The organism is Halobacterium sp. KA-4 (genome assembly GCF_021028995.1).
GTDB lineage: Archaea > Halobacteriota > Halobacteria > Halobacteriales > Halobacteriaceae > Halobacterium.
In genome coordinates, this window is record NZ_JAJJZG010000023.1 from 1 (window position 1) to 25756 (window position 25756).

Here is a 25756-nt window from a genome sequence, read left to right on the forward strand (position 1 = left end):
TGCTGGCGACGTGGCGCCAGCAGGGACGCAATCCATACGAAGAGCTTCGTCGAGTCGTCAGCAACAATGATATGATCTCACGGGCTCACACTGTGCCGACTGTCGAGACCTCGGGGTAAACACGTACCGAAAACGTATACGGGTGGTTAGAACTGTTCAGACGCGTGACGGCCGTACGCGTCTCGCGCTGTCTCAAGTAAGTCCGGAGCTGCCTCCTGGAGTCCGAGACGAACAGCGAGTCGCAGGACTTCGCTACGGTCTATCGCATCAGGTGCCGCTTCACGGTCAAGTGCTTCCTGCAGGTCCGTCCCAACCTCCTCGAGTTCTCCTGTCTCCTCGAGGGCACGGACGAGCGCGGTGAGGCGGGCGTCACGGACGGAGAGTGTCTTCGATGTTTCGCCGGCTTCGACGGCGGCCAGCAGCGTGACCATCGCGTCTTCGAGGTCCGTCGACTCGTCGCTTGGTGTGGCTTCTTGAGCGCGGGTGCCGACGTCGGTTTGCTGGCGCAACTGCTCGAGTTCGTCGTCGTCGGTCATTGGTTCCCACCCAGTCGTTCGACGAGGGTCTCTGCGTTGGCCTGGTACGCCTCGATGGCTCGCTTGGCTGTCTTTGACGGACGCTCCAGCGTGAAGAGCGTCCCGCCGTTCATCTGGGCGTTCTGCACGTCTTGCGAGCTGGGGACTTGCGTCGGGGCGAGCGCCTTCGGATACTCTTCCTCGAACTCTTCGAGGTACGCTTGCCCTGCTTTCGTTCGTTCATCGACCTCGTTCAGTAATACCATCACGAGTTCGATGTCGACGTCTTGTTCCTCGCGGATGGTTTTCAGGTCTCGACGTAGTTGCGCGGCCTGTCCGGCTTCGAATGGTCCCGGGCGGACTGGTGCAACGACGTGTTTTGCGGCCCAGAGGCCGTTGTATGCGATGTTCGATGTGGAGCCGGGGAGGTCGAGGAGGATGACGTCGTAGTCATCTTCGACGTAGCCGGTGAGGAACTCGTCGAGGCGGCTGTATCGTTCAGCGGCCTCGTCGATGTTTCCGAGTGTAGCGTCGAGGCCATCGAGGCTTTCGTGTGCGGGGATGAGGTCGGGACCTTCACCGGTCGGGATGATGAGATCGTCGACGGCCGTGGGGAGTTTCTCGGAGATGGTCTCCCATTCGTCCTGGAAAACTGTGGTGATGTTTGGCCAGCGGTCGTCGTCGGCTTGGACGTCCTCCCAGAGGCCGAAGTGTTTCGCGAGGTCGCCTTGTTTGCCGGCGAGGTCGAGGAGGAGGACATCGTAGCCGTGGCGGTCGAGAGCGACGCCCAGATGGGCGGTTGCGGTGGTCTTTCCGACGCCGCCCTTGTCCAAGAATGTAGCTGCTCTTAGCGCTGACCCTGGCATATACGCTTGCGTATTCGTATACGGATACGTAAAGGTTCGTCAGACATAGTGTGTGCCCCAAACTCACGGCGAATGCCCCCTGTGACTGAGTCGACGAGGAATTAAACCGAGGCCCGTGGACTTCACTGTCTGCTTGCTCGTTGGTGGTTACACTTCAGCAAGTGCCCTCCTCGACTAACGAGCTTTGTGAGGTGCTGGGGTTATGGCCCTGGATTAGCGACTCTACAGTCCGGACAGGAATCCATTGAGTGCCACGTATCGCCGCGATGGCAGTGGTGAGAGCAGCGCCGGGGATTCCCCTCCAAGTGCAGTAAACCCCATTCCGGGTCTGGGAAATCCCCGAATACGATATACCGTCTTTGCCGCCGTTTCACTAACAGGTTCACTGGACACCTCTGGCACTCCAACAGCTCGCCATCGTCACGACCATGCCATCGATTATAACCCCACGTGTGGAACGTTGAGCCGCCGCGACACGGCTCAAACGAGCCATGCCGAAGCGCGTCCTCGAAAAGCGTCAGGCCCGAATATCGCCCCTCACCGTCAACCCAATCCTCGAACGAGATACCGTCCTGGGGAACCGGGACGTAGCTCTCTCGGAGCGTCTCAACATCAAATTCGGGCGCAAGAACGCCTTCGTAGTCATAGATATACCGCGTAAGCTCATTATCGTACTGTCGGCGGGCGTCACAGTACGCACAAGCCTCATACTCTCTACCTTGGGGATGCACGTAGGAAGAGACCCGGAACCAGGCGTGCGTATCGTAGTCCTGGTAGTACCAGCAACCACGGTTCGTTTGTTCCCAATCGAAGGTCGAGCGGCCTGAGGGGTCGAACTCACGGGCGTTGTGATCACGAACCGCGTAGCCAGCAGCGTCTTGATCACGGAACTTCTCGTCGACAACCCTGTAGTCCAGGTGGTTCTCCCCGAACTCGTCGGCATCCAGCCAGGCGACCGAGTACCCCTTTGAGAGATAGTCATGGGTCGTCCCCTCCACGTCCTTCGTGTGGTGCTTGTACTGGATCTCGAGAATCACGCCTCGGCCAAAGATGGGGTTCTCGCCGGTGAAATCGAGGATCGCGTCTGCCCGACGACGATCCGGTGACGTTGGTGTTCGCCCCACATCAAGCGAGACTTCGGGCTGGCAGCGAGCGTACTGTCCGTCAAATGCGTCAATCAGGGCATCGACAGCGAGTGCGACACAACGGGCATGCGTCTCGGACTCCCCCAAGACGCCGTTCTGAGCCAGACAGCCATCACTTGTCGAATTTGGTGGATGGTAGAAGTGTTGCGAACGTTCCGGGCCACCGCGCTGGTAGAGAGAAGCCCCGCAGTCCAAGCATTCGACTGTCTCCCCGTTAGGGACCATCGCTGGGACTACTATACTGTCCTCGTAGCGCGCTCGAAACGGCACTATGTATCGGGTTTAGCTCAACCCAATTGAAAACTCCGGGAAGTTGATACTGGACGTGAACGCTTGGGTATCCCCGCCAAATTAAGTTTTCTTCAGGGAAATCCCGCCGGTTACAGTACGTCAAGATGTTACCGTCTGCTTCTGACGAGACCCCCTTGATGGAATCGTCGGCTCACTGCGTGAGACTCAGCAGTCTTCTGGTGGAACGAGGATAGAATTCGGGGGGAGCGAGTAGACTGCGTATATTTCTTTGAGGTCAAGTGCCTTCGCTACCATCGAACGATGGAGACCATCTGACGTGACGTAATATTTATCCTCGATTTTCTGAAGACGAGGCGGAGCTGGGACCTCTCTCCTGAATTCACCGTTATGGAACCGCGCCAGATGTGTTTGGATTCTTCCGTGGTTAAACCGGTTGACGTTCGTTTTAGTGGTCCCTGCAATCTTCGACGGATCGATGAATTCGGTTTGCTCGGGGTAGGGAACGATATCTGACTCAGGATTGACGTCCGGAATCAGATGGCGAGACGTCCATTCGTCAAGAAACTCAGAGGGGGACGTAATCTTACCTTCTCCAACCTGCTTATGCAACTTTTGAGCCAGCTCACGTTGACCGTCAGTCAACGAATAGGTCTCCATCGGGGCCTGCTACAGGTCTGAAACCCGTAAAGTGGTTGGGACTGCAATTAGAATTCCGGAGATTAGCTGATTTTACTTCGGCTTAGTCCGGTACGACTCTGGTCTTTGATTTTCAAGCTATTATCCGGGGCTCATGGTCCGCTGTTCGTATTAGATTATTTGTTGGGTCGTGCTTGGATTGGGTATGGCAGTAGAACCTGAGGAGTTGGATACGATGCTGCGCGTCCTCCATAAGGGGCACCGAGAGCTGCGAGATCTTGGCGGCGACCAGCCCGGTGTTAGTTTCGGGAAGCGGCCGATGCGTGACCTCGGCTTGCTGGACGAAGATGGGGTCGCGACGGACCACGAGGTGCTCGTAACTATGTACCGCAACGGTCGGACTGTCCTTGATTTCCAACTCGACGCCTGAACTGTGGTTCTTCGTCGTCTGTCTGTTCGGTGATGGGTGGAGTCGTATTCTCCGTGGCGGTTATGGGTTAGCAGTGCCTGCTAACTATATGGCGAACTCGATAAAGCGGCCTGCTGATGGGTTGGCACTCCAGATTACGCGACCAGCCAGACAAGCCGGCCTCGTCGAGGAAGACAGTGAAGGGACCGCCACGTATCTCGCAACGGTTCGCGTTCACGCCGTCGACGGTCTACTGATTATCGTCGACGTTGACGAGCTCACTGACGAGGAGGAGGCGGACATCGTCGCGACCGCGATCCAAGATACGGGGTCGGTGTACACGTCGGTCGAGGTGTCTGTCGGGATTTCGGGGAATGGGTACCAAGTGCAGGTGTCGAATGCGCCGGATGCAGGGCTCCGAGAGGGGGATACGCCGTCCGTGACGATTGCACCGGGTGTGATTTTGCTTGGGAACGAGCAAGCTGGTAATGGGTCGCCGCAGCGGTTGGCTGCGGATCTCGCGACGATTCGACGAGACCAACTGCCGAGATAAGTTCTGGCTTGGGAGTGGTAGTATGACGCGCCTGCTTCTCCATATGCGCTTACGTATCCGTATACGGATACGCAAACGCCTTTGAATGAACTCGGTTTCCTTGGCGTCTGACTATCGAGTGCCCCTGATACTTTTCGTGCTACCCTATTTTCGTTCAGATGATGACCGCGTCTCCGAATCGGAGTCATCGAATCCGGGACGAGGTAGACGAAGTCTACACGTTCCCGATCAAGCACGACCACCTTGGGTACGATATCGAGAATGCAACCGTCCTGGTTAACCGACGTGAGGACGGCACAGCGACGGTTCTCCTGACTGACCCACCGGGGAGACAGGGGTATTATCTGAATTATTCTGACCCGCCGGAGGAACCGGCGCGCGAGGCGCTCCACCAACTGGCGGAGGACCTGGTCGAACGCGCGGAGACACTACTCGAAGAGTACGACCCACAGCTGAGCCGCTGGAAGGCAAATAGCGGGAATCGCTCGCTGCGAGATATTTATGTGCAAGTCGACGTCGACGAGATTGAGGATGTGATTCTGAAGATGTACCAGCTTCTCGTTGAGTTCAAACCACGATACCTCGAGCATCTTGAGGAGTACGAGCCGGCGGAAGTCGTCTCCCCAACGAATACCCTCCACGAGAAGGTCGACGACATCACTGGCGGTGTCCACCCAGGCACCCTGCAGGAGTAACACCGACAACGGTTAGAAGACAACTCTAACATTCTTCGTCCTACCACCTGAATACCGATGATTGGAATTTACGGCCTGAAAACGCTAACACAGAGCGTATACGAAAACACATCCGAATACGTATGCGCAAAGTCTGACGAAACCGCTAATCTGCCACACATTGGGGGAGATCTATTAACTGATTTAAACGGGTACACGCATCCACGCACTATCAATACGATGACGCCGCTTCTGGAATTCAGTAAAGAATTCGCTGAAGACATCTTCTAATCTGCTGGCAATCGCAGGTGTCTGTTGCCGCGTTCTATGTGGTTCCAAAACCATTGCTGCAAAGGCATCCGCAGCGTACTCGGAGTTCTTCTTTCGATAGTTCTTCACTCCGGGCGTCTCCCGATCCGTGATTTCACCACGGATTCGGACTGACAGAGTGCGTGCTTCATTATACTGTGTCTGAGTTTCAAAGAGGCACTCGTCTCCGATCTCCGTTTCCGAGTAAAAGTGTCTGTGTAACTTGATGTGGTTATCTGCGTGATGCCCGATTTCGTGGGCGAGCGTGGCTGCAAACCTCCACCCAGGAAAATCAGCGGTGTCGGTCCCGATCTCAATCGTTGTTGGCTCGGTCCAATAGCGGCCGCGAACGGCCGGATCCTCGAATGACACATCACGCGTAAACTCGGATAAGCTAAACACGGACCGAGCGACCTCAAGAGCTGCTTCGGCCCGCTTTCGGCGAATCACTCTCGGGACCGTATCCACGCCCGGGAAGTCGTAGGAGGACATATTCTGAACCCACTGGTCAAGGTTTCGGGTAATCGGGTCTACTCGAAGCTCATCTGCTCGAAGAGCAACCGGCTGCCGTTCCTGATGGAGCCGCTGCGCTTCCTTGAACTTCTGTGGCTCCGAACCAGTCGGTGGCACTCGCAGCGTAAACGGCGACTCTATTGACCCGAGTCGTTCAAACCCGTCATCCAATGCCTCAATGAGATCATCCTCAAATTTGTCGGATGTTGACTCACGGAGATCGTCCTCTCGCACGTTCAATACGCGGTGTTCACGACACCCGTCAAAAACCCCAGCGGTTCAGTAGTCGTCTTGGAGTGCCGTGAGGTTCTGCGTCAGTAATGCAGCCCGTTCGACTTTTTCTCGGCCTGCTCGGAGTTGTGTATCGACTGTACTGGGGGTTGACCCCAAGATAGTTGCCGTATTTTGGCGAGAGATGTCGAGGAAATCGCGGAGGATGTATGCTTGGGCTTGACCTTTTGGCATCGCTTCTGCGTCAGCCAGTCGCTTCGCGATGAGCAGTCCAAACGCCTGGTCTGAGAGCGTGTATTCGACGTTGTGGGCCGTTGCAGTGTCGACGAACTGTTCGATGTGCTCGTCAAGCTCTTCAGCGTCTGGGGCTTCGAGGAACGAGTCTTCGGTGAACTTCTCACCGTGGACGCTGCCCAGCATTACCGATTTCCGGAGGGGGCTGTAGTAGGCGCTCTTGGCAGCGTATTCTCCGATGTAGATGAGTCGGGGGGCAGGTTCGTCGTCATCATCCCGGTCGCGTTGCTCGGCTGGCTGAATGATAGGGGGATTGCCGTGGTCTTTGGTATGAGGGACCGATGGGATGATATCGGCCGGGGATGATTTGACGCTCATTGAACCTCTGGTTACTACTATACAGTAGCAACACAAATAGATTCGTGTTCTACTCCCCCCAGACCACAAGCAAGAAACCAACCCCCAGAGCGTGTCATAGAAGAGTTCTCATGATTTGCTGAATCAGCTCTAACGGATTTGGTTCTCCGGTTTTGCGCTGACCGCTGCAATACTAAACCATCAACTAGCGTTTCTCTTGACGCACCAAAACTGACTCAACTCGCATTCGAATATTAGATTCTGAAGGACATTGCGAGTTCAGTAGAGACAGATATCATGGAGGTCTTCCGGCGGACCTCTGATGATGTGTTGACGACCGTACAGCTAGCTGACGCTACAGACCGCCCCAAATCTAGCATCAGCCGCGCTCTATTACGTTTAGTTGAAAAGAACAAACTTCACCGAGTCCAGGCTGGTGTCTACCAACAGGTGGAGTAGAGGAGCAAGTACATCCACAAATACCTCAACGACTACAACGCCAAGCAAACTAACCTCCTCCTGAAGATCGAGCAATATTCCCTCCATTCTCTCCCCCTATGGGGGAGAGAACACAGGCAACATCTTCTCACCATGGAGAACCCAGAACACATGACTACTCTAGCTAGTTAACTATCTGCTGGTAGATCGCTTCTGTGCGGCGATTTCGCCCAGAACTAGGCGAAAGAGACCGTTGGTGGTTGTAGTCTTCTAATCTGCTACCCGAGCAACCGCCTCACTAGACGAAGCGGTTTCTTCACTGCTGTTAGACCTCTCGTCTGTCAGAGGCGAACAGCTCTTCACCGCATCTGCTGCTTCGTCTGCAGCATCTTCTACTTGGTCCAAGAGACCGCCACCATTGTCCTCTTCCGATGAATTCCCCTCAGAGGCTACACACTGTGTGGCGTTATTGAGGCCGCCGGTTGCATCTTCGACACCGTCCACGATAACCCCTGTCCCGTTTTCGATGTCACTGACAGTAATGTCTGTGAGGCACTGTCTAGTTTAGCACCTCGTCAGCTGGCGTTCGATCATCGAGCGATTGATGCGGTCTGAGGCGGTTGTAGTAATGCGCAAATAATGCAAGCCATTGGCGAACGCTCTGCCGACTGCCCACCCACGAGTTGTGGAAACGGTCGAGGCGCATTTTGAGCGTGTGAAACCATTTTTCGATGAGGTTTCGGTCGGTATAGTCAACCCGACCGTTCAATCCTAATCGAGCAAGGGCAGTCCGGTAGCCGAACTGATCGACGAGAAACGTCGTATCTGAAAGATCATGTTTCTCCGCCAGTCCAGACAGGAACGCAGCCGCCGGATCGGTGCCGTGGCGTCCGAACAATGCCACGTCAAGAATGAGTTTCGTGTCGAGGTCTATTGCAGCGTACAACCAAGACCACTCGCCGTTAATTTTGACAGCGGTTTCGTCAACCGCGACCCGCGACGGCTTCGCCGTCGGCGGGTCTGGAACGCTGTCAGCTAGCCGATGTACCCATTGCCAAACTGCTTGATGAGAGCGTTCAACGCCTAATTCCGCGAGAATCGTTGTTGTTTCTCTGAGCGAACAACCGGTCGCGTGAAGCCGGACAGCGAACGCCCTGACGGGCGTCGCCGTCCGTTCACGCTCCCAAGTTTCTTCTAAATCCGCCGCAAAGCACTCGCTGAGCAGGTCTGCGAGCATTATCCCAAACAAACTCAACGACCTGCTCACTTCTCAAACTGGCTTAACTAGACAGTGCCCTCCTGTCGAACGTGTCTACAGCAACACGCTTGAAAAAGAGGTGTGGGGAAACGTCTGCCAGCACTGCGAGGCATACCAAGGGAACCACTACATGGAACAAGAGGCGGTTGAGGTCGACCCGCCGTTCGTGGAGTGCCCGAATTGTGGCGAGGAGCATGAGTGGCGGCCAGACGAGGGATTTGGCGCTGCTTTTGGCCAGGGCTGGGTCTCCTGTCCGGAGTACGGCGACGTGCCTGTCGGCGATCCACGCAAAAAGTGACCGAGAGATGTCCGACACAGCTTTTTATGCCCGGGGTGGCAAAGGCTACGCAACCAAGGTAGGCTAACCGCACGACGTGCCTAGTCGTCGGGGATGCCTCTGGCCGGTGAAATAATTGGTTTCACCGCCGAGGATGGCTAGTCCCCGACGGCAAGAGAACCCTATCAACCATCTGGTTCTCGCGGGCCCATGACCTAATAGCTTTCGCCCTTAGCCGTGGCTCCGTGGCTCTCTTGGCCGAGAGTCACCAGCGGCTGTCCTCGAACGCGAACGGTCTCGGGTACGACGACTAACTCGGGAGTCGTCAGCACGCAACTTCCCGGACAGACGCCCTATGTCCGGACACCACACCATCTGGCTCGTCGGCTGCTCGACCTGCGACGAGCTCTGGCTCACCCCCGTCGGCCGCGACACCACGGACTGCCCACGCTGCGGGACCACCTACAGGACCCGTACGCTCCGAAAGTTCGCCGAGGACACGGACCGCGACGCACTCATCGAGAAGCGCACCCAGATCCTCTCGAGCCGGAGCGACCCACGTGCTCGCGAGCAGTACCGCGCCACCGTCGACGACGCCCTCGCCGACTACGACTCGCTCGAGGACGCCGCCCGGTCGTCACTCATCGACGAAGAGGCAATCCTCCGCCATATCGGCGCCGACGATGCCGCCGATCTCCTCTACACCAACGAGGAATCGACGACGCCCACACCCTCCTCGCGCTCGGACGCGGAGGAACCCGATTCCGAGCACGCGAACCCCACCTTCGACCCGCTTGGAACTCCACTCCCCGTGGCCGCAACCCCCGGTATTTCGCGTATCCCGCCAGATCAGGATGGCCAGACGGATCTCTCGACGACGGTCGTCCACCGTGGGTTGCAGCCCCAGATGCGGCGCTGGATTCCCACCCTCCTGGAGGAACTTCTCCCGACACTCACGGCTGCCGTTGCTCAGTGGACAGTCGACCAGGACGGCGTCGACCTTGAGGCCGCCAGCACAGAAGCGATTGCGACGGCGCTGCTCGACCAGCTTGAGATCGACCCAGGGACCGTTGAGATCGATGGTGACCGCCAGGCGCCGGTCGAAGTGCGTGCGTGGGTCCGTGACCTCGTGGCGTTCACCGTCCGTGCCGTCGAGGAAGACGTCACTGTTGACGACGCCCCAGGATCGCTGACGCGGATCGGGACCGGCCGTGGATTGCTCAACGCAGGCCGTGCAGCGCTCCGAGCTGGCCCGGTCGCACTGCTCGATGCTCTTGAGGTGACGCCACAGGTCGCTGCGACGCTCAACGAAGGCGAATGGGTTGGCACACGCAGCGAGACACGCGCCCGCTCTCTCGGCGCGCTGGACAGCCTCTCGGACGCGCTAGACATCCAGTTGGTGTTCTCGACACCACGCATGGAATCCATTCTCGTCGACGAGCACGCTGACTGGACGAGCCGGCATCTCAATCTTACCGAGGACGCAGATACCTCCCACCCGTCTGGAACCAACACAGACAGCGATGAGGACGCGGCACTCGCGAGTCAGGCGTGGGACATCATCCGTGACCGCGAGTGGTCGGGCACCGGCTACACGCGCATCCTCGGCAATCTCTCGGCCGCTGGCGCAACCCGCGGCGACCTTGCGGCCGACGACGACGTCGGCCTCTCCGAGGGCAGCATCTACGCGTACGTCCAGGAGCTTGTGGACGCCGGCTTCGTCACCATTGACGGCACCACCACCCCGAGTAAGGTTGTCCTAACGGAGCTTGGCGCCTCTCTCGCCGGTTATGTCGATTCTTCGGGTGCTGTCCAGTCTCCCGTTCAGGCGAGTCTTACTCAGTCCCCCAACCGCGATACAAGAGAGTGTATTCCCCAAAACCGGCACGACCGGCCCGGGGACGGCCTGGCCGCCGTCGGCCCCCGCACCACCGCCGCCGAGGCGTTCCTCGCGGATACCGGCGACGCTGAGGAGGACGGCTATACGCGGTTCCTCGGCCGGTACAGCGGCGGTGAAGCCCCACGCGAGATCGAACCCGCGACGCTCCACCATCAGCTGCAGTCCGCTCGCCGCACTGAGGGCGTAACCGTCGTAGAGGATGCGAACCTCCGGGAATTCGACGATGGCCGTGTCTCGTACCTGTCCGGCGGGCCGTCGTTCGACGATGATGTCGCAGTGGTTCTGGAGTGGGGGAATCCCCTGGCGACGTTGGCACGTCTCGTTGATTCCTTACTCGGCAGTCGGGCGTGGAGTAAGATTCTCCGCCGCAGCCGGCTAGGGAGTGAACTCGAGAATCTGTGGGGCGGCGCCGATGCGTTCGACGCGGCGCTCGCGGATGTCGCGAAGTTCGCGGCCCAGATGGGATGGATGAGCAGCGGCGAGGAGAACAACTACCACAGCTACCGTGACCGTTTGGAGGGCGTTCGGTGTTCGCTACTCGAGGAGGTCGGGAAGTTCGATGAGCTCGATTACGACCAGCGCTCGGCACTGGTCTCGAAGCTCATCGGGTTGTTCACGACGGCGACGGCGCTGTACGACGCGGCCGGCTACGACCTCACCGTCCACCTCCGGGTGCCGGACGCGACGCAGTTACGTCGCGACGACGGCCGATACGGCCGCTTCCTCGGGTTCTTCCGGAGTGTCGTGGCGAAACAGGGCGTCTACCGTGGCCCCGAGGGCGTTCACTCCATCTATCGGATGCAGCGCGAGCGCCGCGAGGAGAAGCTGAAGAGCCGGCTGGGCTACGAGATTGATCCCGGAGACCCGCGGGCGGACCTGACGTGCTCGTGGGTGGTCGCCGTCGACGACGCCAGCGACGATGTCGTTGATGACGTCGAGGCCGCCCTCACCGCCGAAGACGACCGGGTTCGGGACCGCATTCAGGACGGCACCGAGGACGCCGCCGTCATGGACGTTCCTGTCCGGAGGGGGAACTCGGTGGCGGCAACCCGGGAGATCGTGGAGGGGTTCGCGATAAAGAAGGGCTTCGGCGCCGGTGCACGCCAAGACCTCGACCGGCTCGCGAACGTGGTCCACGCCGCACTCGGGACCTCCACTCGGGGGCCGTCGCCGTTTGACGTCGCGGCGGCGATGCAGGCCCTCGAGTCCCGGGACCGCGTCGGCGACGAGCTCTCGGTCAGCGCGCTTGCGACTGGCGTCGCGACGCTCCCGGCGAATCGCTTGCTGCCGTCGCTGTTCGAGGGCGAGCGGCCGAAACTTGCGATGCAGAAGATGGTGAAGCTGCTGCTGGCGAGCGACACCCCGGTCTCACGCCAGGAGCTTGTCGACGTCTCATCGGAGAATTCGGTCGACCGGTACCTGCAGCGGTTGCGGGCGTTGGATATCGTCGAGCGTGTCGGGCGGGGTGAGTACCGTGCGTACTTGGAGCCGTGGTGGACACCAGCCAGCGATACCGACGAGCCGTACAACGAGGACCACGAAAGCACCATCGAGGAGGTTTCACTCGGCACGGTGCGGTGGCGAGACGTCCTGTATGGCGCTGCGGATCGGTTGGACCCGGACCTGCCAGAAGACGTTGACGCCGTGAACGTCCACGACCCGGTGTTCTGGACGGACACGGACTTCGAGCGTGTCATCGAGGCAGTTCCGGGGATCGCGCAGTACGAACATTTCCTGCGGGTGTACTTCGAGGATGTCGAAGAGGACGACGAGGAGGTGGTGGCGAGAATCGGGTCACCACCACCCGGCGCGTCACCCGGACAGCAGACGCTTATGGGAGCGCTGGCTGGCGATTAGCTGGTTGGGGGACGTGAGTAAGACGCAGTACGAATCTGGTTGGGGGATGCGAGTAAGAGGCACAGGGATGCAACCTTTTTGACGCCCGACTGTTTCGAGACGGATATGTCTGATACGTCTGCGATTCTCGATGCCCTCCACGGAATCGCATCACGCCTCGGTGCGGATATGAGCGAGAAAGACGTGGAGAACGCGTTCCTCAACGAGAACTTCTATACGCTCCTCGGCTACGATGGTGCGGGCTACGACCTCCGAAGTGAATGGACACTCCCCGACGACCGACGCCCTGACTACGTCACTCTCGACAACAACGAGTCCGTCACCGTAGTCTACGAGTTCAAGACCACCGACCGCGACCTCGACCCTCACGAAGACCAACTATTCCACTACGTCGACCAGCTCAAAGCCGACTACGGCGTCCTCACCAACGGTGACGAACTCCGCCTCTACAGCCGTGACGGCCATTCCCGGATGAAACGTGTCTTCCTCGAAGACGCGACGAATAGTGATGCCGCCGACCTCGAAGCGGCACTCCAGAAACCTGAGTGGGACATTACCGATCCGGAAAGTGTCACGGCATTCCTCGACCGCCTTGATGAAGTGGAACTCGACGGCGAACTCGGACAGGAACACTTCTTCGAGACATTCCGCTTGGAGGAGAACAGTCCGTTTGCCGACCTCGTGACAGCGATGATGGACTTGCTCGTGGAACTCCGCGACGAGCAGGAGGCGAAGTTCGTGGAAGGCGCGTACGATTTCTGGGAGGCCAGCTACGCCAGCGAACCCGACGAGACACCCGACTCGTGGGAACCCTTCATCGACGGCCAGCAGTCCCTCCGCGACTTCATGTTCTGCTTGGAATCCGGCCACGCACTCCTCGCCCGGCTCCTCTTGGCGAAGGCCACAGATGACCACGACTTCTTCCCCAACAAGACGGGGCTCCGCCGATACTTCGATGAACTTGGTGGATTCAGTGGTTCCATCGAGCTGGACGCCTACCCGATTGCGGCGAACGGGATGATCGAGGATATGCGCAACCACCTCGTTCAGAGCCTTTTCGAGGACGATATTTTCATCTGGTGGACGGACGGCTATGGCAAAGAAACCGCCAGCCAGCACAAGAATCCGTACAGTCGGTTCGAGTCTGTCGCGAAAGAGGGGAGTGATGTGAGCCGTGTCAGCCCGGCGACCCGCGAACGGTTCAGTCGCGCCATCGCGCACGTCTCCTTTGCCGTGCTGAAGTTCGACTTCGCGGAGGTTCAGGGCGACCCGTTGGGCGACCTCTACCAGCGATACTTCGACCCGGAGACAAGGAAGGCCCTCGGGGAGTTCTACACGCCACAGCCGGTCATCGACTACATCATGGATGGCGTCGATTACGATGTTGGCGTCTCTCAGGAGCGTATCATCGACCCATCCTGTGGTTCCGGTACGTTCCTCGTGGAAGCCGTCAACCGCTACCTCGACGACGTCCGCCGGTACAACGACGACCCGGATTGGTCGGAACACCTCACCGAACTGTGTACGACACCCCACATCGTCGGGCTGGACATCCATCCGTTCGCGGTGTTGATGGCACAGATTCGCTTCATGGTCGCCATCCTCCCCGAGTACAAGCAGGCGAAACAGGAGGACGAGGACTTCACGATTCGCCGGCTCCCGATCTTCCGAACAGACTCCTTGCGGAATGAGCGGGAACTAACGGGTATCGACCTCGGGGATGAGGGCCAGACGCAGATGACGTTAGACTCGATCACGGAGGACAACCAAGACGTGAAGATTCCCGTACCCCTCCCCATCGAAGTCGATGAGGACGAGGTGGCCGATTCAGAATTGGAGGACGGCTTCCTCGTTCAGCGGGTGCGGATGCCGAAGTACGACACGGCCAAGGTGAACGCTGGCGTGCGGAACTTCGGGGAGTATTATGCGGCGTTACAGGGCGTTCTGGACGTGGTGAAGTTCCACATGCAGGAAGGCTGGTGGGAGTACGGCGGCGGCCTCGAAGAAGGTATCCACCGCTACACGACCCGTGAATACGATGGGGTCGAGGACTTCTTCGAGCCGTACGTTAACGACGTTCTCGCGACGGTGCGTTACCTGCGGGAAGAACACGGCGACGGACGACTGTTCAAGATGTTCGAGGACAGCGTTCTCGCGCTCGTCGTCAAGAACTATATGGACTACCAGTACGTCGTCGGGAACCCGCCCTACGTTCGCATCCAGAACCTTCCCGACCAGCAGAAATCAGTTCTCGATGAACTGTACGAGTCCACGACGGGCAACTACGACCTCTACTGTCCGTTCTACGAGCGAGGGCTTGACTGGCTGGAAGAAGGGACGGGGAAACTCGGCTATATCACGCCGAATCAGTTCATGGTGACTGACTACGGGGATGGCCTTCGTCGTGTACTCCGCAGAGAAGCGGCTCTCGATGAGGTGTACGACTTCCGGGATTCCGGCGTGTTCAAGGACGCAACGAACTACCCCGCCATCGTAATTGCGGAAGACGAGCCGGACGAAGAGGCCCGAGAGGAGAACCAGATTCGATGCGTGCGTGTGAAAGCAAACGTCGATGAGGACACCGGGCGAGCGTTAGACGAGGAAATCGTCGCCGCCGTGCGCGACCACCGTAACGAACCCGGATACTCTGACGAGTTCATCGACGTGTTCGACTTCCCACAAGGGGAACTTGGCGACGGCTACTGGTCGATGATGCCGCCGGAAGAGTTGGAGGTATTCCGGAAACTCGAAACTAATGCAGAATACCGAATTGAGGAGATAACCGACTCTGTTTCCCACGGTACTCAGACAAGCGCGAATACGGTGTATGTCGTCGATGTTCTGGATGCTGGCCGGATAGAATCAGAGGATGAAGGGGATGTTGTAACGATTGTTCCGTCAGGAGAATCGAAGGAGTACAAGATCGAGACGGATTTACTTCGCCCGTGGCTGAGCGGGAGAGACGTTGAACGATGGCGTGCAGATTGGTCTGGACAGCACGTTGTACTCCCTTACCGTATTGAAGAAGGCCCGGCGGGGGATTTGACCGCTGAATTGTATCCAGAGGAGGAGATGAAAGAGGAGTTCCCCCACGCGTGGGACTTCTTCAAGGCTCACGAAGAAAAACTCCGAGGTCGAGAGGGGGGACGATGGGCTGAAAGCGACGAGTGGTGGGAGTTTGGACGCCCACAGAATTTGGAGAAGTTCGAGATTCCCAAAATCATCTTCGCTCATCTGAGTAGCGAAGCTACGTTCATGCTGGATGAGGTGGGAACGTGGTACTACAAGACTGCGTACTCTGCGTTACTCTCTGAGGACTACCTTCCGTTGACCGAAGTGGTGGCCTGTCAGTTGAACTCGAAGGCCCTCGATTTCTACTTCAAACACATCACGACTGTCAAAGCAGGAGGGTACTACGAATATCGCTCACAGTACATCGAGAAACTCCCTTGCGTGACAACAGAAGAAAACGAGGCGTTCGATGTACTCAGAGATAACGCCGGACAGATTACGGATACCATCGACCTGAATAGTCGAACTGCTCGTTTCCCGGAAGCCTACCTCGGGGACTTCGACGGCGATCTCGGGTACATCGACTACGAGTGGCAGACCCGACGGTATCCGGTGAACGCCGACATCCAAGAGAAGACGGATGGCCGTTTCGCTGTGACGGCTGGCCGCTCCGACGAGATTACCGACCCGTTGATGGACAGGGGCGACCGCGAGGAGCAGAAACTTCGAGCGCAGTACGTTCTCGCCGCCGTTGACGGTCGGAGTATGAAGAAGGGGGAGGAGCAGATGATTCCGATTCCCCAGTCTCGCGAGGGGGTGGAAGAACTCATTAAGGCGTTGGAATCCGACCGGCAGACAGTCGAGGAAACTAGTATCGAAGACCTCGAAGCGGAGATCGACCAAACGGTGTACGAGATGTTCGACCTAACCGACGAAGAGCGGGAGGTTATCGAGGACTATCTCGAAGTGTTCTAATTACCTGAGTACGCTGTTTTCCGCGTAATCCGGATATTTGGAATAGACTAGGTCGATCAGTTCGGGAAGCGGTATATCGCCGTACTCCTTGATGATTCTCTCGGCTTCTTGGACAATACGCTCAAATTCATTCTCAGAGACTTGCTCTTCAAAGAACTCCTGCCCATCTGATTCGAGCTGATATTCGTACTTTACAATATCATCTTCCTCGTCCAATTCCTCTTTCGAGTCTTCGATTAACCCTCGCTCGATGTGGCTATCCAGGTCGTCGTAGAGGGTACTTGAGAACGGCCCATAATCGTAGGGTTCGAATCGATAGGTGTCTGTTGGGTCGAGGCCGTTCAAGTTCCCCTCCATCTGCATCAGGAAGATGAGCTTTTGGAATCGGGTTCGCCCATCAATCTGATGTTCCTCATCAGCGTACAACAACGCGAGTGGGAGCATCTTTCTGGTGTTCATGTTTGGGCCTCTACTTCTTCTTGCGCGTGTGCTTGAAAGTCATTCACTATAATACTTGCAACGTCTGAGTCTTCAAATGAGAGCGTTGCGTCCTGAGTGCCGATATTCAGGAGGACGCGCTCCTCGTCTATGACATAGTACGAAGACCGATTGTGGTCGTCGGCAACGTTCGTGGTAGCACCTGACTTCTCTAATCTGTCTAACGTCTCTGAGGAGTGGGGGGTGCCGATAATTCTAACATCGATATTGTTCTCCAGGGCTTTCTCGATTGCTTCGATCACATCACGGGTAGCCCACGCTAATCGGGTGTCGAATCCGACGATGGATTCGTCGGCCTCCTTGATGAGGTTGCAAAGCTCGGTATTCATCCCATCTTGTCCGGAGAGTACCCACGCAGAGTCCTCGGCGTCAGGCCCCCGTTCGATTTGTACTTCCCACGCTTCTTCGAGACTTTCGAGAATCTCGTCCGATTCAGATTCAAATCGTTCCCGCTCTTTTTCGATGACGTGACGCGGGTTCTGAGCGATGTACCGCTTCGGATTTTCGCCTCTAACCTTGACGTACCCTTGCTCGTGAAGGCTGTTTAGCGGCTGGTACACCTTTGCGGGTTGCGCGTCAATACGAGCCGCTACTTGACTCGCTTTCATTTCTCCAAACTTCACGAGAGCATGGTAACAAGCTGATTCATACTTTCCCCATCCGAGTCGACTCAACTCATCGCCCAGTTGTTCCATCCTACTACTAATCTCACAAAGCCGGACAACATCAATTCTGTGGTGGCCTACACCACTACTCAGAAGTAGTTGATAGCTACTTCTATATCTGGAATATCAGGAAAAATACTAAGTCAAACCCTCACATACCCCAAGGTGATGGAACGAGTGCATTCGTGGAACACCGCTTTCCACATGGCTCAGCAGGAGTACGGCGAGAAAGTCAAGATCTCGAAGCGGGCCGTCGGTGGCGTCCCTTCACGGTTCACGGGATCTCCTATGTCACTCCACATGGGGGCGAATAAGGTGTACCGTGATCAGCAGGCCACGGATAGCTTCCAGATTCGAGAGTACGACGACTACTACACGGTACAGATGGACAAGCACAACCCGGATGACGGAAACGCCGTCAAGCACGCGATGACCGACGCTCTGCCCTACACGCTTACGGCGGTCGGCATCGGTGCGATGGTCTTCGGTGGTGGCGGAGGGTAAAATCGAATGTCGCTTCCCGTCGCCTATCTCGGTGCGATTGTTGGATTCGTTGTCGGCGTTCTGTTTAACGCTCGGCTGTTCGGGCAGACGTCGAGGGCGGGCTACCACGGTCGGAGTGGGCAATTCAGAACAAAATCGGATGCCATGTTCGGAAAAGCAGCGTCTATCGCCTTCACTACCGTAGCCGGGTTCTTCGCTGGCCCGATGCTCTACGGGTTCTTCGCCACTAATCCACTCGCGGGTGCCGTTGGCGTTCTCGTCCTACTGTACGTTGGGCTACACAAAGAAGTTGATGCGTGGAACCCGTGAATGGTACTCGAATCCACAGGCATCAGGAATCGTTATATAATCAGAAGGACTTTTGTGTGTCTTCCCGTACCAACAACTGCCTCTCAAGAAAAACAATAGGAGGTCATTATGAGTGATAGCAATTCCTTCAAGACGACGAGCAACGGCGAGACTACCGTTCAGATCGGCAATCACACGGGAATCGAAACCCCGTTCTTTGCCCCTGAGGTCAAGAACTGGCATTACGATCTCCACGTAACCCTCGACTATCGAGAAGCACTCGACGATTACAATCCGATTTTAGTGCCGGCTTGGGACTGGCCTCGTCTCCGGGAGAAGAATGCAATCCTCCAGAGAACGGGCGAGGATGGAGAGACGCCGATCGGGGAGAACGAGGTGGAAAAACTGGAAGAGAATCATCCCCTGATTCATTTCTTCCCGCCAGAGCTTTTCGCCTTTCGCGGGAAAACAAACATACTGCGAACGTACTTGTTGAAGCACGACAAGGAGGCAAAGTCCGAGTTTAAGACTGCGTTCCAAGAGGGTAAAATCGAAACTGCTCTTGACTACCTCCCTAAGTTCACTCGGCCTTTCATCCGGTCGAATTTCAACCCGATACTACGAGACTTTGGCGTCGCAAAGGGCGCGGTCTCGGATACTGGAGAAGACCCCGGTGAAATCTGGAAGAATCTTCCGGAGTTGCACTATGACGGGTTCTTTAGCCAAATAGCAGATGAAGCGATGGGTCTTCCAAGTTCCGTTGTCATCCCTCCTGTACCCCTCATTAGGCGGTATGATAGTGATCTGATTTCAGCGGTCTGTAAAGCGAACTCCAAAATGTCGGAGTTTGCTCGAACGGATGGAGAACCGCGTTCTTTCTTCCATCTGTACTTGCACTATTCCGCCTTCTCAGACGGAAGTGGCAATGAAGAAGATACGGCCTCAAAAGCGCTGAAAATACTTCGAAGTGAAGTTGAGAGGGGAGATTATGCTGGAATTGCGCTTACGGTTTACAAAGGAGAGGAAGTGTTCGAGAGCAGCACGGCCCCCCGCGTTGGGACGTTCTTCCGAAACCTCAGTTCTTTCGCGGAAGAACAGAGCCTTCCCCTAATCTGCCCGCGTTCGGAGTGGCTTGGACTCTGGGCAACTGATACCGGGGTAGATGGGTTTAGTTCGCTCTATAACGGGAATTGGGTCTACCGTTCCGGTGCGGGTGTTGATAATGTTGACCAATATGGGTACACGATGGTTCCCTCCGAGTCCCGTTCTCTCAAACTCCAATCAAGTGACGGGACAGATATTGAAGACCATATCTCGAACGGCGGCCTTTCAGGATTGGACGAACTTCCTGATGTGCCTCCGAAGCCACCCGCAGATTACGAACCGGAAAACGAGCTTCAAGCTAAGTATGGGTCGTCCTTCTACTATCGTCGGAACTTCGGGAAACCCCAGAAGTTGAATCACGTATGGGAAGCCCGCCAAGTACGATCTGCCGGGGATTCCTCGCCAGCTCGCGACCACTTAGATGACTCGAAGAACGAATACGTGGAGTTTGAGGATAACTCCTGATTAGTCATCCAGAAGCAAGTCAAATCTTAGCGGAATCAGATTCTCCGTATCTTTATCCGGTTGCCAGAAAAAGCAACTCGAAATGACGCTTCGTGAGGAGTTATCTGAATATGCGGAACGCTCTGCGGGCCTGATCGATGACTCCCCGCAGATGGACGAGGAGAACACCAAGCGGAAGATCATCGAACCGCTGATCGAGCTACTCAGGTGGAATATTCTCTCGTCAGACGTCGAGCTTGAGTATTCTGTCCAGATGGGGTCGGGGACGAAGAAGGTCGATTACGCGCTCAAACGGGAAGGGACGCCAGTTGTCTTCGTGGAGGCAAAGGGATGTGATACGCCCCTCGACCAAAGCCACGAGAATCAGCTGAAAAGCTATATGCGTCAGGTCGGGGTCGATTGGGGCCTCCTTACGAATGGACGGAAATTCGGGATATTCCGCCGTGACGTATCCAGCAACCGGCCTAACGAAATCTCTCTCGCGGAGTTCTCCATCGAGGATGTGCCAAACAACGAAGACCCTCTAAAGGCACTCTCGCAGGAGTATATCGACTCGGGGGAGTCACGACAGATTGCCAAAAAGATTGAAGCGGTACAGAACGCAGTCGCTTCACTTCGGGAGAACAAGGAAACCCTCGCAGAAGATGTGACGGGAGAGGTTACGGCGGTCGCTGGTAATGCTGTGTCACAGCAAGTTGAGGATGAAGCGAAAGCCTTCGTCGATGATCTGGTCGAGACGCTGGAAGAACAGGCCCACCGGACGGCAGTTGTTCAAGACCCCCCGAGAGGTGACGGATCAGAGGATGGGGAGTATGTGATTCGGCTCACCCGAAACGGGAGAGACGCCTTTCGAGTGGCTGAGGACGTCCAATCCGAGGCAGTTGGATCACTCGTAAACTACCTCATAGGAGAGGAGGGGCTTCTTGACGAGATCGATATACCCTACATTCCCGGTACAGGACAGGGAAGTCGAGCGCTTCTCAACGACGAACCCACGCATCCGAACGGTTCGGAAATGCGGGGACAACAGAGAGTGTCGGGTGGCTACTACTTACTCACGAACCTAAGTTCTGAAGACAAGAAACGATACGTATCAGAACTTCCGGAGAAGGTGGATCTGGAGATAGAGTTCTCCGACAATTGGTGATTTGAGTCAGTTCTTCGACCGCCACAGTATCCGAGAGGGAAAACTTCCCTCCAGAAGCGCAACAGCCCGGTTGATATCCCACGGGGACGCTACATCGAGGGGTGACCTGTTGGAAAATTTCGCCCCTCGACTGTGGTCCGGAGTCCCGCATCGCAGCTCGTCCACACCGGAGAGATGAACTTCCAGCTATTGATACCGCCCCAATCGTCAACGCCCAACAGGCCGATGGGATACCCTTCCGCTAGGCCACGTAGGGCTCTGGTCGCTCACGGCGTTCCTCCTTACACTTGACCGTTTTGTACATGGGAATCTCCCCGTAGTTGAGCGCGGCCTGTCGAAGTTCCTACCGCTCGGAGACGGTGAGGTGGTCCTGCGGCTTCTGCCTGTTCCCGATGGAGAACAAGCGGTCAAGTTCCTACTCGTCTTCACCGTACTCGCTGTGCCGCCACCTAGACCATGTCAAAAATCGGTCAAACCTCCGCGTCGGCGAGCCGTCCATCGAGCGCGAATCCCCGAACACCGTTGAGATACGGCTGACGGCGCGCTATAAGCCCGACGACGAGGACGACCATGAGACAGACCAGTTGGGGTACACGAAGACGGAGCCGCTGACGGCGCTGCGTATCACGGACCTCACGGAGACCGAGGCCGACCTCATCAAGGCGTTCGTTCCGGTCGCCGTCGACGACGTCCGCGAGGGCCTGGAGAGCTACACCGAAACGGTCGAGCACGCCGAGGAGCTGGAGGCGAAGATCGAGCGCACAGACGGCCTCATCGAGGAGACGTAGCCTCTGTGTCGTCGCTATTCGCCGTCGCTAGCCGGGGACCATCTTTGTGATTTCTACAGGCGGTTCACGTTACGCTCTTCACCTGGACTGCGTGAGGACCGTAGTCCAAGCTCCTGAATTGAGTTTGCTCCTGTTGAGCCCACACTATTCTGGGATTCGTGCTCACGAGAACACTGACATGGACCTCAACTTGTGGAAGCCCACGTATTGGTCGCCCGAACACCCGAATCGTGGCTGCCGTCGTGTGAACGGGATACCGCGGCTCGTGTGCATATTCGGGAAACAGATTCTCGTCGCGTGTGACCCCGTGGGTTCACGCGGAAACTCGTTTCCTCGGGATTCGATGAATCGCTAAGTACAGAGAAATAACCATCTACGCTAGGCTGTGACCTACTCGAAAGCCAAGTAGAAGGTCGAAGCCAGCGTCACGCGCGAGTTGAAGGGTGTTGGTGAAACGTTCAGCGATGTTCCGATAGCTGTTGGCGTCTTCCGGGAGGAGTTCACGCAGGACCGCGAGACAATACCACCGGTGATGCTCCAGACAGTGACCTCAATTCCGAAGAGGCCGATAAGCAGGAGGATAGCGATCTCATTGACGAGTGGGGATGCAAGCCGGAACGAGAACGCGAGTCCAAGCGGTACTCCTGCTTGCAACAACCCGGCGAGAATGGGGGCAGTCGAACACGAGCAGAACGGCGTGACAGCACCTAGGCTAGCGGCAGCAACATTACCGGTCCACCTCATCGTGGTCGCGGAGCTTGCGCTTGACTTTCTCCGATGGGAGGTATTCCTGAGCAAGGCCTACGAGGAGGGAGGCCCCGATGAACAACGGGATGAGAATAACGGCGAGGTGGAGGAAATAGTCCAGGAATCAAAGAGTGCCTCGACAAGACCTGGTGAAAGCATCTTAGGGGTCCTCTTGGACAGCTTGTGAGAGGTCAAGTAGTTCGAAAACCGCGGTATCGACGATACGGTAGTAGCTCCACTTGCCTTTCTTGCGGGACTTGACCATCTCTGCCCCTTTCAGCTTCCGGAGGTGGTACCCTGCTCTTGTTCAGCCTATAACTCGAATACGATCTGTATCCATCGATAGTGAAATCTCGTCCCCGGGCTGAGCGACAAATCGATCCACATCGAAGATTATTTTTCCGCCGTCCGGGAGCAGCCCGAAGGTTCGGACCTTCTCACCGAGATAAAACTGGTTCGTGATTTTCGCTCGTAATGAACCGCTTCCGGGGGAGATGTGTTCGGGACGGACGATGACAGCGACGTCACCGCATTCTGCACACTCAAACGGAACCTCTGCAAACCCGAAATCGAGGATACCGTTTCTTGCTGTGGCATCGAGTATGTTCGAGGTGCCGAGGAAGTCAGCAACGAACTCGTTCGCTGGTGATTCATACAGTTCGGTCGGCGTGCCAACCTGCTCGATTTGCCCGTCGTTGAGGACGGCGATTCGGTCGCACATCACCATCGCTTCCTCTTGATCGTGCGTTACGTGAATCGCCGTCATATCCAACTCATCAAACAGGGCAACCATCTCGGTTTGGAGGCGCCGCTTGAGTGTGGCATCGAGTCCGGTCATCGGCTCATCAAGAAGGAGTACCCGCGGTTCGATTGCGAGGGCGCGACCAAGCGCGACTCGCTGTTTCTGCCCGCCTGAAAGGTTTTGGGGGTCTCGATCCGCGAGTTCAGATATATCTAGCAGTTCGAGGATATCCTGCGCGTCGCCTCGACGTTGCTCTGTTTCGACGCCGCGCATCCGTGGTCCGAACGCCACGTTCTCGATGACACTCATGTTGTTGAACAGGGCAATTGACTGGAACACGAGGCCCACGTCACGGACTTGCGGTGGGATATCAACGACGGAACTGTCATCGAAGATGACATCGCCGTGATCCGGCGTTTCAAAGCCCGCGATCATACGGAGCATCGTCGATTTTCCGCATCCCGATGGGCCAATCAAGCCGAACGTTTCGCCTTCATGAATAGTGAGGGAAACGGAATCTACTGCCTCGGTTTCACCGTAGCGTTTCGTGAGTTCTTCGAGTTGAATATTCATTGTTGTGAATGTTTATTGGACATCTGTTAGCTATCGGTTCGAATCCTCGGCCGAATAGGCCCATCTCGAGAGTAAATTGTGCAGGCAGGCTGCTTCGGGGCCGTATACATATTATACGTTTCCGACGTTTATCATACCTTGATTGCTGACATATTGTATCAACCAAAGTGAGATGACGATGATCGCGACGAAAACGGCTGATAACGCGCTTGCCTGGCCGACAGCTGAGGTCGTGAATCCACCGAACATTTCGATTGGGAGCGTCTTATCGGTCGGATTGTAGACGAAGAGCGTGATATTGAACTCCCCCATCGAAAGAGCGAACGTGAGAATCGCGCCGCTGAGAATTCCGTTGTAGACGTTCGGGACGACGACAAAGAGGAACCTCTGTGGCCAACTGGCACCTAGGCTCTGGGCAGTTTCCTCGAGCGTTCTGTAATCGATTGACTGGAGGGCCGACGTGGTCGTCTGTATCATAAACGGGACAGTGAAAATGACGTGGGCGATCAACAACAGATAAATCGTTCCCGAGATGTCGACCCCAAACTTGGGAACACCCCATGTTCGAACGAGAGCGATACCGAGGACGAGCCCCGGGATCGCCATCGGAAGTATCGACACTTCACGTAACCGATCCGAGAGCGCGAAATCGTAGCGGTCGAGTGTGTATGCCGCGGGAACACCCAAGAGAATATCGATAACGGTTGTCGCGATCGCCAACTGGAAGCTGAGGATCAGCGGATCCAACCCCGAAGAGAACACCTCCCGGTAATATTTCGTCGTGAATGAGTTAAGGAGGTTACCCGAAAGCGATCCGACGAATGAGTACAGAACAATCACCAAGATCGGTAGCAAAACAAACAGAACGGTAAGTGCGATCACAGTGTAGAAGAACAGCGATACTAAACGGTCAGGAACTGTTCCGCTGAAATGAGCCTCACTCATAGATGCTACCTCCGAACACGTACCCGTAGCTCATGATGACGCCGAGGGTGATGACCGTCAGTACGATTGCCATCGCCGATGCTAAATTGTAATCACCGAACCCCAAGACCACCGAGTAAATCTGTAACGGGAGGACAGAAACTTTCCCGGCTGCAAGGAGGAGAGCAGTCCCGAATGCGACCATATTGATGCTGAATGCGAGCACGACCCCGCTTGCGATGCCCGGCATGATCTCAGGGAGTACCACATATCGGAACGTCTGAAGCCGGTTTGCGCCGAGGTTGTACGCGGTTTCTTCGAGTTCTGGGTTTATATTTTCGAGCGATGAGAGCAACGTCATCGTGACACGAGGGAGCGTAAAATACGTATACCCGAGGAGTAACCCCCAGTACCCTAGGGCGAACGCGAATGCACCGGAACGAGCCCCGGTGATCGCGCTGCCGAGCAGGCTGAATACTCCCTGTCGTCCGACAAGAACGATTATCCCCCACGCGATGAGGATTCCCGGCAGGCTCGTCGGGAAGTTGATAATCGAGATGACAATCCGTTTTCCGCGAAACTCGTTTTTCGCCAGAAAGTACGCAACGATAAGCCCGAGTACAGTCGTGATGACGGTGACGGTAACTGCTATCTGTAGGCTGGTCAAAATGGAATTTCGATATGCCGACTCGGTGAAGACCGTCACGTAGTTGCTCCACGGTGTCTCCCCTTGGAGGCTCAACTGGACGACCGTCGCGATCGGCAGCCCCAAGAACAGCAGATATAACGCGGCCAGGGGGAGCGAGAGCGCGAACGGCAGCGCCAATTCGAGCGATCGCAGTCGCTGCCGAAGCCGTGGGGACTCGACTGTTTCGGTACCGACAGATTGGCCGGGCATAG

23 protein-coding genes and 3 pseudogenes are annotated in these 25756 nt (G+C 56.5%); 12 read left to right on the forward strand and 14 right to left on the reverse strand.

The window, feature by feature from the left end:
- Positions 1-146: 146 nt before the first annotated feature.
- The 4 genes from LPA44_RS15960 to LPA44_RS15975 all read right to left on the reverse strand — a co-directional run bounded on the left by LPA44_RS15960 (position 147) and on the right by LPA44_RS15975 (position 3435).
- Complete coding sequence (locus tag LPA44_RS15960; RefSeq protein WP_230890494.1) at positions 147-536, reverse strand: hypothetical protein; 390 nt, start codon at positions 534-536, stop codon at positions 147-149.
- The gene (locus LPA44_RS15965; protein ID WP_230890495.1) at positions 533-1381 is read right to left on the reverse strand and encodes a ParA family protein; all 849 of its coding nucleotides are present in this window, start codon (positions 1379-1381) and stop codon (positions 533-535) included. Before LPA44_RS15965 ends, LPA44_RS15960 begins: the two co-directional genes overlap by 4 nt.
- Before the next feature lie 200 nt (positions 1382-1581).
- On the reverse strand, positions 1582-2418 hold the full coding sequence (locus LPA44_RS15970; RefSeq protein ID WP_230890496.1) for a hypothetical protein: 837 nt from the start codon (positions 2416-2418) through the stop codon (positions 1582-1584).
- A 564-nt stretch (positions 2419-2982) separates the two neighbouring features.
- On the reverse strand, positions 2983-3435 hold the full coding sequence (locus LPA44_RS15975) for a hypothetical protein (protein WP_230890497.1): 453 nt from the start codon (positions 3433-3435) through the stop codon (positions 2983-2985).
- Positions 3436-3619: 184 nt separating this feature from the next.
- Between LPA44_RS15975 and LPA44_RS15980 the strand changes: the two genes are divergently transcribed.
- From LPA44_RS15980 to LPA44_RS15990, 3 genes are all read left to right on the forward strand, one after another.
- Positions 3620-3844 carry a hypothetical protein gene (locus LPA44_RS15980; protein WP_230890498.1) on the forward strand — a complete coding sequence of 75 codons (225 nt, stop codon included), beginning with the start codon at positions 3620-3622 and terminating at the stop codon, positions 3842-3844.
- Positions 3845-3932: 88 nt separating this feature from the next.
- Positions 3933-4376, forward strand: a complete 444-nt coding sequence (locus LPA44_RS15985) for a hypothetical protein (RefSeq protein WP_230890499.1) — start codon at positions 3933-3935, stop codon at positions 4374-4376.
- Positions 4377-4537: 161 nt separating this feature from the next.
- Positions 4538-5071, forward strand: coding sequence for a hypothetical protein (locus LPA44_RS15990; RefSeq protein WP_230890500.1), 534 nt, complete (start codon positions 4538-4540; stop codon positions 5069-5071).
- A 183-nt stretch (positions 5072-5254) separates the two neighbouring features.
- Here the strand turns inward: LPA44_RS15990 and LPA44_RS15995 are convergent, their stop codons facing one another.
- Positions 5255-6106 (reverse strand): hypothetical protein, encoded by an 852-nt coding sequence (locus LPA44_RS15995; protein ID WP_230890501.1) that lies wholly within the window; start codon positions 6104-6106, stop codon positions 5255-5257.
- Positions 6107-6151: 45 nt separating this feature from the next.
- The gene (locus LPA44_RS16000; RefSeq protein WP_230890502.1) at positions 6152-6715 is read right to left on the reverse strand and encodes a sigma factor-like helix-turn-helix DNA-binding protein; all 564 of its coding nucleotides are present in this window, start codon (positions 6713-6715) and stop codon (positions 6152-6154) included.
- A 276-nt stretch (positions 6716-6991) separates the two neighbouring features.
- On the opposite strand from LPA44_RS16000, the gene LPA44_RS18495 reads away from it, so the two are divergent.
- Complete coding sequence (locus tag LPA44_RS18495; RefSeq protein ID WP_442903409.1) at positions 6992-7153, forward strand: hypothetical protein; 162 nt, start codon at positions 6992-6994, stop codon at positions 7151-7153.
- A 538-nt stretch (positions 7154-7691) separates the two neighbouring features.
- Here the strand turns inward: LPA44_RS18495 and LPA44_RS16005 are convergent.
- Positions 7692-8369, reverse strand: a complete 678-nt coding sequence (locus LPA44_RS16005; RefSeq protein ID WP_230890503.1) for an IS6 family transposase — start codon at positions 8367-8369, stop codon at positions 7692-7694.
- A gap of 151 nt (positions 8370-8520) precedes the next feature.
- On the opposite strand from LPA44_RS16005, the gene LPA44_RS16010 reads away from it, so the two are divergent.
- The 3 genes from LPA44_RS16010 to LPA44_RS16020 all read left to right on the forward strand — a co-directional run bounded on the left by LPA44_RS16010 (position 8521) and on the right by LPA44_RS16020 (position 16411).
- Positions 8521-8688 carry a hypothetical protein gene (locus LPA44_RS16010; RefSeq protein WP_230890504.1) on the forward strand — a complete coding sequence of 56 codons (168 nt, stop codon included), beginning with the start codon at positions 8521-8523 and terminating at the stop codon, positions 8686-8688.
- A 334-nt stretch (positions 8689-9022) separates the two neighbouring features.
- On the forward strand, positions 9023-12424 hold the full coding sequence (locus LPA44_RS16015) for a DUF5817 domain-containing protein (RefSeq protein WP_230890505.1): 3402 nt from the start codon (positions 9023-9025) through the stop codon (positions 12422-12424).
- Positions 12425-12529: 105 nt separating this feature from the next.
- Complete coding sequence (locus LPA44_RS16020) at positions 12530-16411, forward strand: Eco57I restriction-modification methylase domain-containing protein (protein ID WP_230890506.1); 3882 nt, start codon at positions 12530-12532, stop codon at positions 16409-16411.
- On the opposite strand, the gene LPA44_RS16025 is transcribed toward LPA44_RS16020, so the two are convergent.
- Positions 16412-16870: a SocA family protein gene (locus tag LPA44_RS16025; protein ID WP_230890507.1), complete on the reverse strand. Its 459-nt coding sequence runs from the start codon at positions 16868-16870 to the stop codon at positions 16412-16414.
- A complete protein-coding gene (locus LPA44_RS16030) occupies positions 16867-17604 on the reverse strand; it encodes a TrmB family transcriptional regulator (protein ID WP_230890508.1) in 738 nt (245 codons plus the stop codon). The genes LPA44_RS16025 and LPA44_RS16030 overlap by 4 nt, the downstream gene beginning before the upstream one ends.
- Positions 17605-17742: 138 nt before the next feature.
- Between LPA44_RS16030 and LPA44_RS16035 the strand changes: the two genes are divergently transcribed.
- From LPA44_RS16035 to LPA44_RS16055, 5 genes and pseudogenes are all read left to right on the forward strand, one after another.
- A complete protein-coding gene (locus LPA44_RS16035) occupies positions 17743-18078 on the forward strand; it encodes a hypothetical protein (RefSeq protein ID WP_230890509.1) in 336 nt (111 codons plus the stop codon).
- A gap of 6 nt (positions 18079-18084) precedes the next feature.
- Positions 18085-18387: a hypothetical protein gene (locus LPA44_RS16040; RefSeq protein WP_230890510.1), complete on the forward strand. Its 303-nt coding sequence runs from the start codon at positions 18085-18087 to the stop codon at positions 18385-18387.
- 108 nt (positions 18388-18495) lie between these two features.
- A complete protein-coding gene (locus LPA44_RS16045; protein WP_230890511.1) occupies positions 18496-19935 on the forward strand; it encodes a hypothetical protein in 1440 nt (479 codons plus the stop codon).
- Positions 19936-20017: 82 nt separating this feature from the next.
- The gene (locus LPA44_RS16050) at positions 20018-21082 is read left to right on the forward strand and encodes a type I restriction enzyme HsdR N-terminal domain-containing protein (RefSeq protein ID WP_230890512.1); all 1065 of its coding nucleotides are present in this window, start codon (positions 20018-20020) and stop codon (positions 21080-21082) included.
- Positions 21083-21543: 461 nt separating this feature from the next.
- Positions 21544-21864, forward strand: a pseudogene (locus tag LPA44_RS16055) (restriction endonuclease); the annotation flags it as partial.
- Positions 21865-22386: 522 nt separating this feature from the next.
- On the opposite strand, the pseudogene LPA44_RS18500 reads toward LPA44_RS16055, so the two are convergent.
- The 5 genes and pseudogenes from LPA44_RS18500 to LPA44_RS16075 all read right to left on the reverse strand — a co-directional run.
- A pseudogene (locus LPA44_RS18500) lies at positions 22387-22776 on the reverse strand (permease); the annotation flags it as partial.
- Between the two features lies 1 nt (position 22777).
- Positions 22778-22909: pseudogene (locus LPA44_RS18505) on the reverse strand (ArsR/SmtB family transcription factor); the annotation flags it as partial.
- 15 nt (positions 22910-22924) lie between these two features.
- On the reverse strand, positions 22925-23932 hold the full coding sequence (locus tag LPA44_RS16065; RefSeq protein ID WP_230890515.1) for an ABC transporter ATP-binding protein: 1008 nt from the start codon (positions 23930-23932) through the stop codon (positions 22925-22927).
- 111 nt (positions 23933-24043) lie between these two features.
- Complete coding sequence (locus tag LPA44_RS16070) at positions 24044-24877, reverse strand: ABC transporter permease (RefSeq protein WP_230890516.1); 834 nt, start codon at positions 24875-24877, stop codon at positions 24044-24046.
- Entirely contained in the window at positions 24870-25754 is an 885-nt protein-coding gene (locus LPA44_RS16075; protein ID WP_230890517.1) for an ABC transporter permease, read from the reverse strand. Before LPA44_RS16075 ends, LPA44_RS16070 begins: the two co-directional genes overlap by 8 nt.
- Between the last annotated feature and the right edge of the window lie 2 nt (positions 25755-25756).

Excerpts from the sequence above, each read along its gene's own strand:
- LPA44_RS18495 (WP_442903409.1), top strand. The coding sequence starts at position 6,992 with ATGGAGGTCTTCCGGCGGACCTCTGATGATGTGTTGACGACCGTACAG.
- LPA44_RS16050 (WP_230890512.1), top strand. The coding sequence starts at position 20,018 with ATGACGCTTCGTGAGGAGTTATCTGAATATGCGGAACGCTCTGCGGGC.
- LPA44_RS16045 (WP_230890511.1), top strand. The coding sequence starts at position 18,496 with ATGAGTGATAGCAATTCCTTCAAGACGACGAGCAACGGCGAGACTACC.
- LPA44_RS16015 (WP_230890505.1), top strand. The coding sequence starts at position 9,023 with ATGTCCGGACACCACACCATCTGGCTCGTCGGCTGCTCGACCTGCGAC.
- LPA44_RS15960 (WP_230890494.1), bottom strand. The coding sequence starts at position 536 with ATGACCGACGACGACGAACTCGAGCAGTTGCGCCAGCAAACCGACGTC.
- LPA44_RS16030 (WP_230890508.1), bottom strand. The coding sequence starts at position 17,604 with ATGGAACAACTGGGCGATGAGTTGAGTCGACTCGGATGGGGAAAGTAT.
- LPA44_RS15985 (WP_230890499.1), top strand. The coding sequence starts at position 3,933 with ATGGCGAACTCGATAAAGCGGCCTGCTGATGGGTTGGCACTCCAGATT.
- LPA44_RS15965 (WP_230890495.1), bottom strand. The coding sequence starts at position 1,381 with ATGCCAGGGTCAGCGCTAAGAGCAGCTACATTCTTGGACAAGGGCGGC.
- LPA44_RS16075 (WP_230890517.1), bottom strand. The coding sequence starts at position 25,754 with ATGCCCGGCCAATCTGTCGGTACCGAAACAGTCGAGTCCCCACGGCTT.
- LPA44_RS16040 (WP_230890510.1), top strand. The coding sequence starts at position 18,085 with ATGTCGCTTCCCGTCGCCTATCTCGGTGCGATTGTTGGATTCGTTGTC.
- LPA44_RS16070 (WP_230890516.1), bottom strand. The coding sequence starts at position 24,877 with ATGAGTGAGGCTCATTTCAGCGGAACAGTTCCTGACCGTTTAGTATCG.
- LPA44_RS15990 (WP_230890500.1), top strand. The coding sequence starts at position 4,538 with ATGACCGCGTCTCCGAATCGGAGTCATCGAATCCGGGACGAGGTAGAC.
- LPA44_RS16010 (WP_230890504.1), top strand. The coding sequence starts at position 8,521 with ATGGAACAAGAGGCGGTTGAGGTCGACCCGCCGTTCGTGGAGTGCCCG.
- LPA44_RS16065 (WP_230890515.1), bottom strand. The coding sequence starts at position 23,932 with ATGAATATTCAACTCGAAGAACTCACGAAACGCTACGGTGAAACCGAG.
- LPA44_RS15975 (WP_230890497.1), bottom strand. The coding sequence starts at position 3,435 with ATGGAGACCTATTCGTTGACTGACGGTCAACGTGAGCTGGCTCAAAAG.
- LPA44_RS16005 (WP_230890503.1), bottom strand. The coding sequence starts at position 8,369 with ATGCTCGCAGACCTGCTCAGCGAGTGCTTTGCGGCGGATTTAGAAGAA.
- LPA44_RS16000 (WP_230890502.1), bottom strand. The coding sequence starts at position 6,715 with ATGAGCGTCAAATCATCCCCGGCCGATATCATCCCATCGGTCCCTCAT.
- LPA44_RS16035 (WP_230890509.1), top strand. The coding sequence starts at position 17,743 with ATGGAACGAGTGCATTCGTGGAACACCGCTTTCCACATGGCTCAGCAG.
- LPA44_RS15980 (WP_230890498.1), top strand. The coding sequence starts at position 3,620 with ATGGCAGTAGAACCTGAGGAGTTGGATACGATGCTGCGCGTCCTCCAT.
- LPA44_RS16020 (WP_230890506.1), top strand. The coding sequence starts at position 12,530 with ATGTCTGATACGTCTGCGATTCTCGATGCCCTCCACGGAATCGCATCA.
- LPA44_RS16025 (WP_230890507.1), bottom strand. The coding sequence starts at position 16,870 with ATGAACACCAGAAAGATGCTCCCACTCGCGTTGTTGTACGCTGATGAG.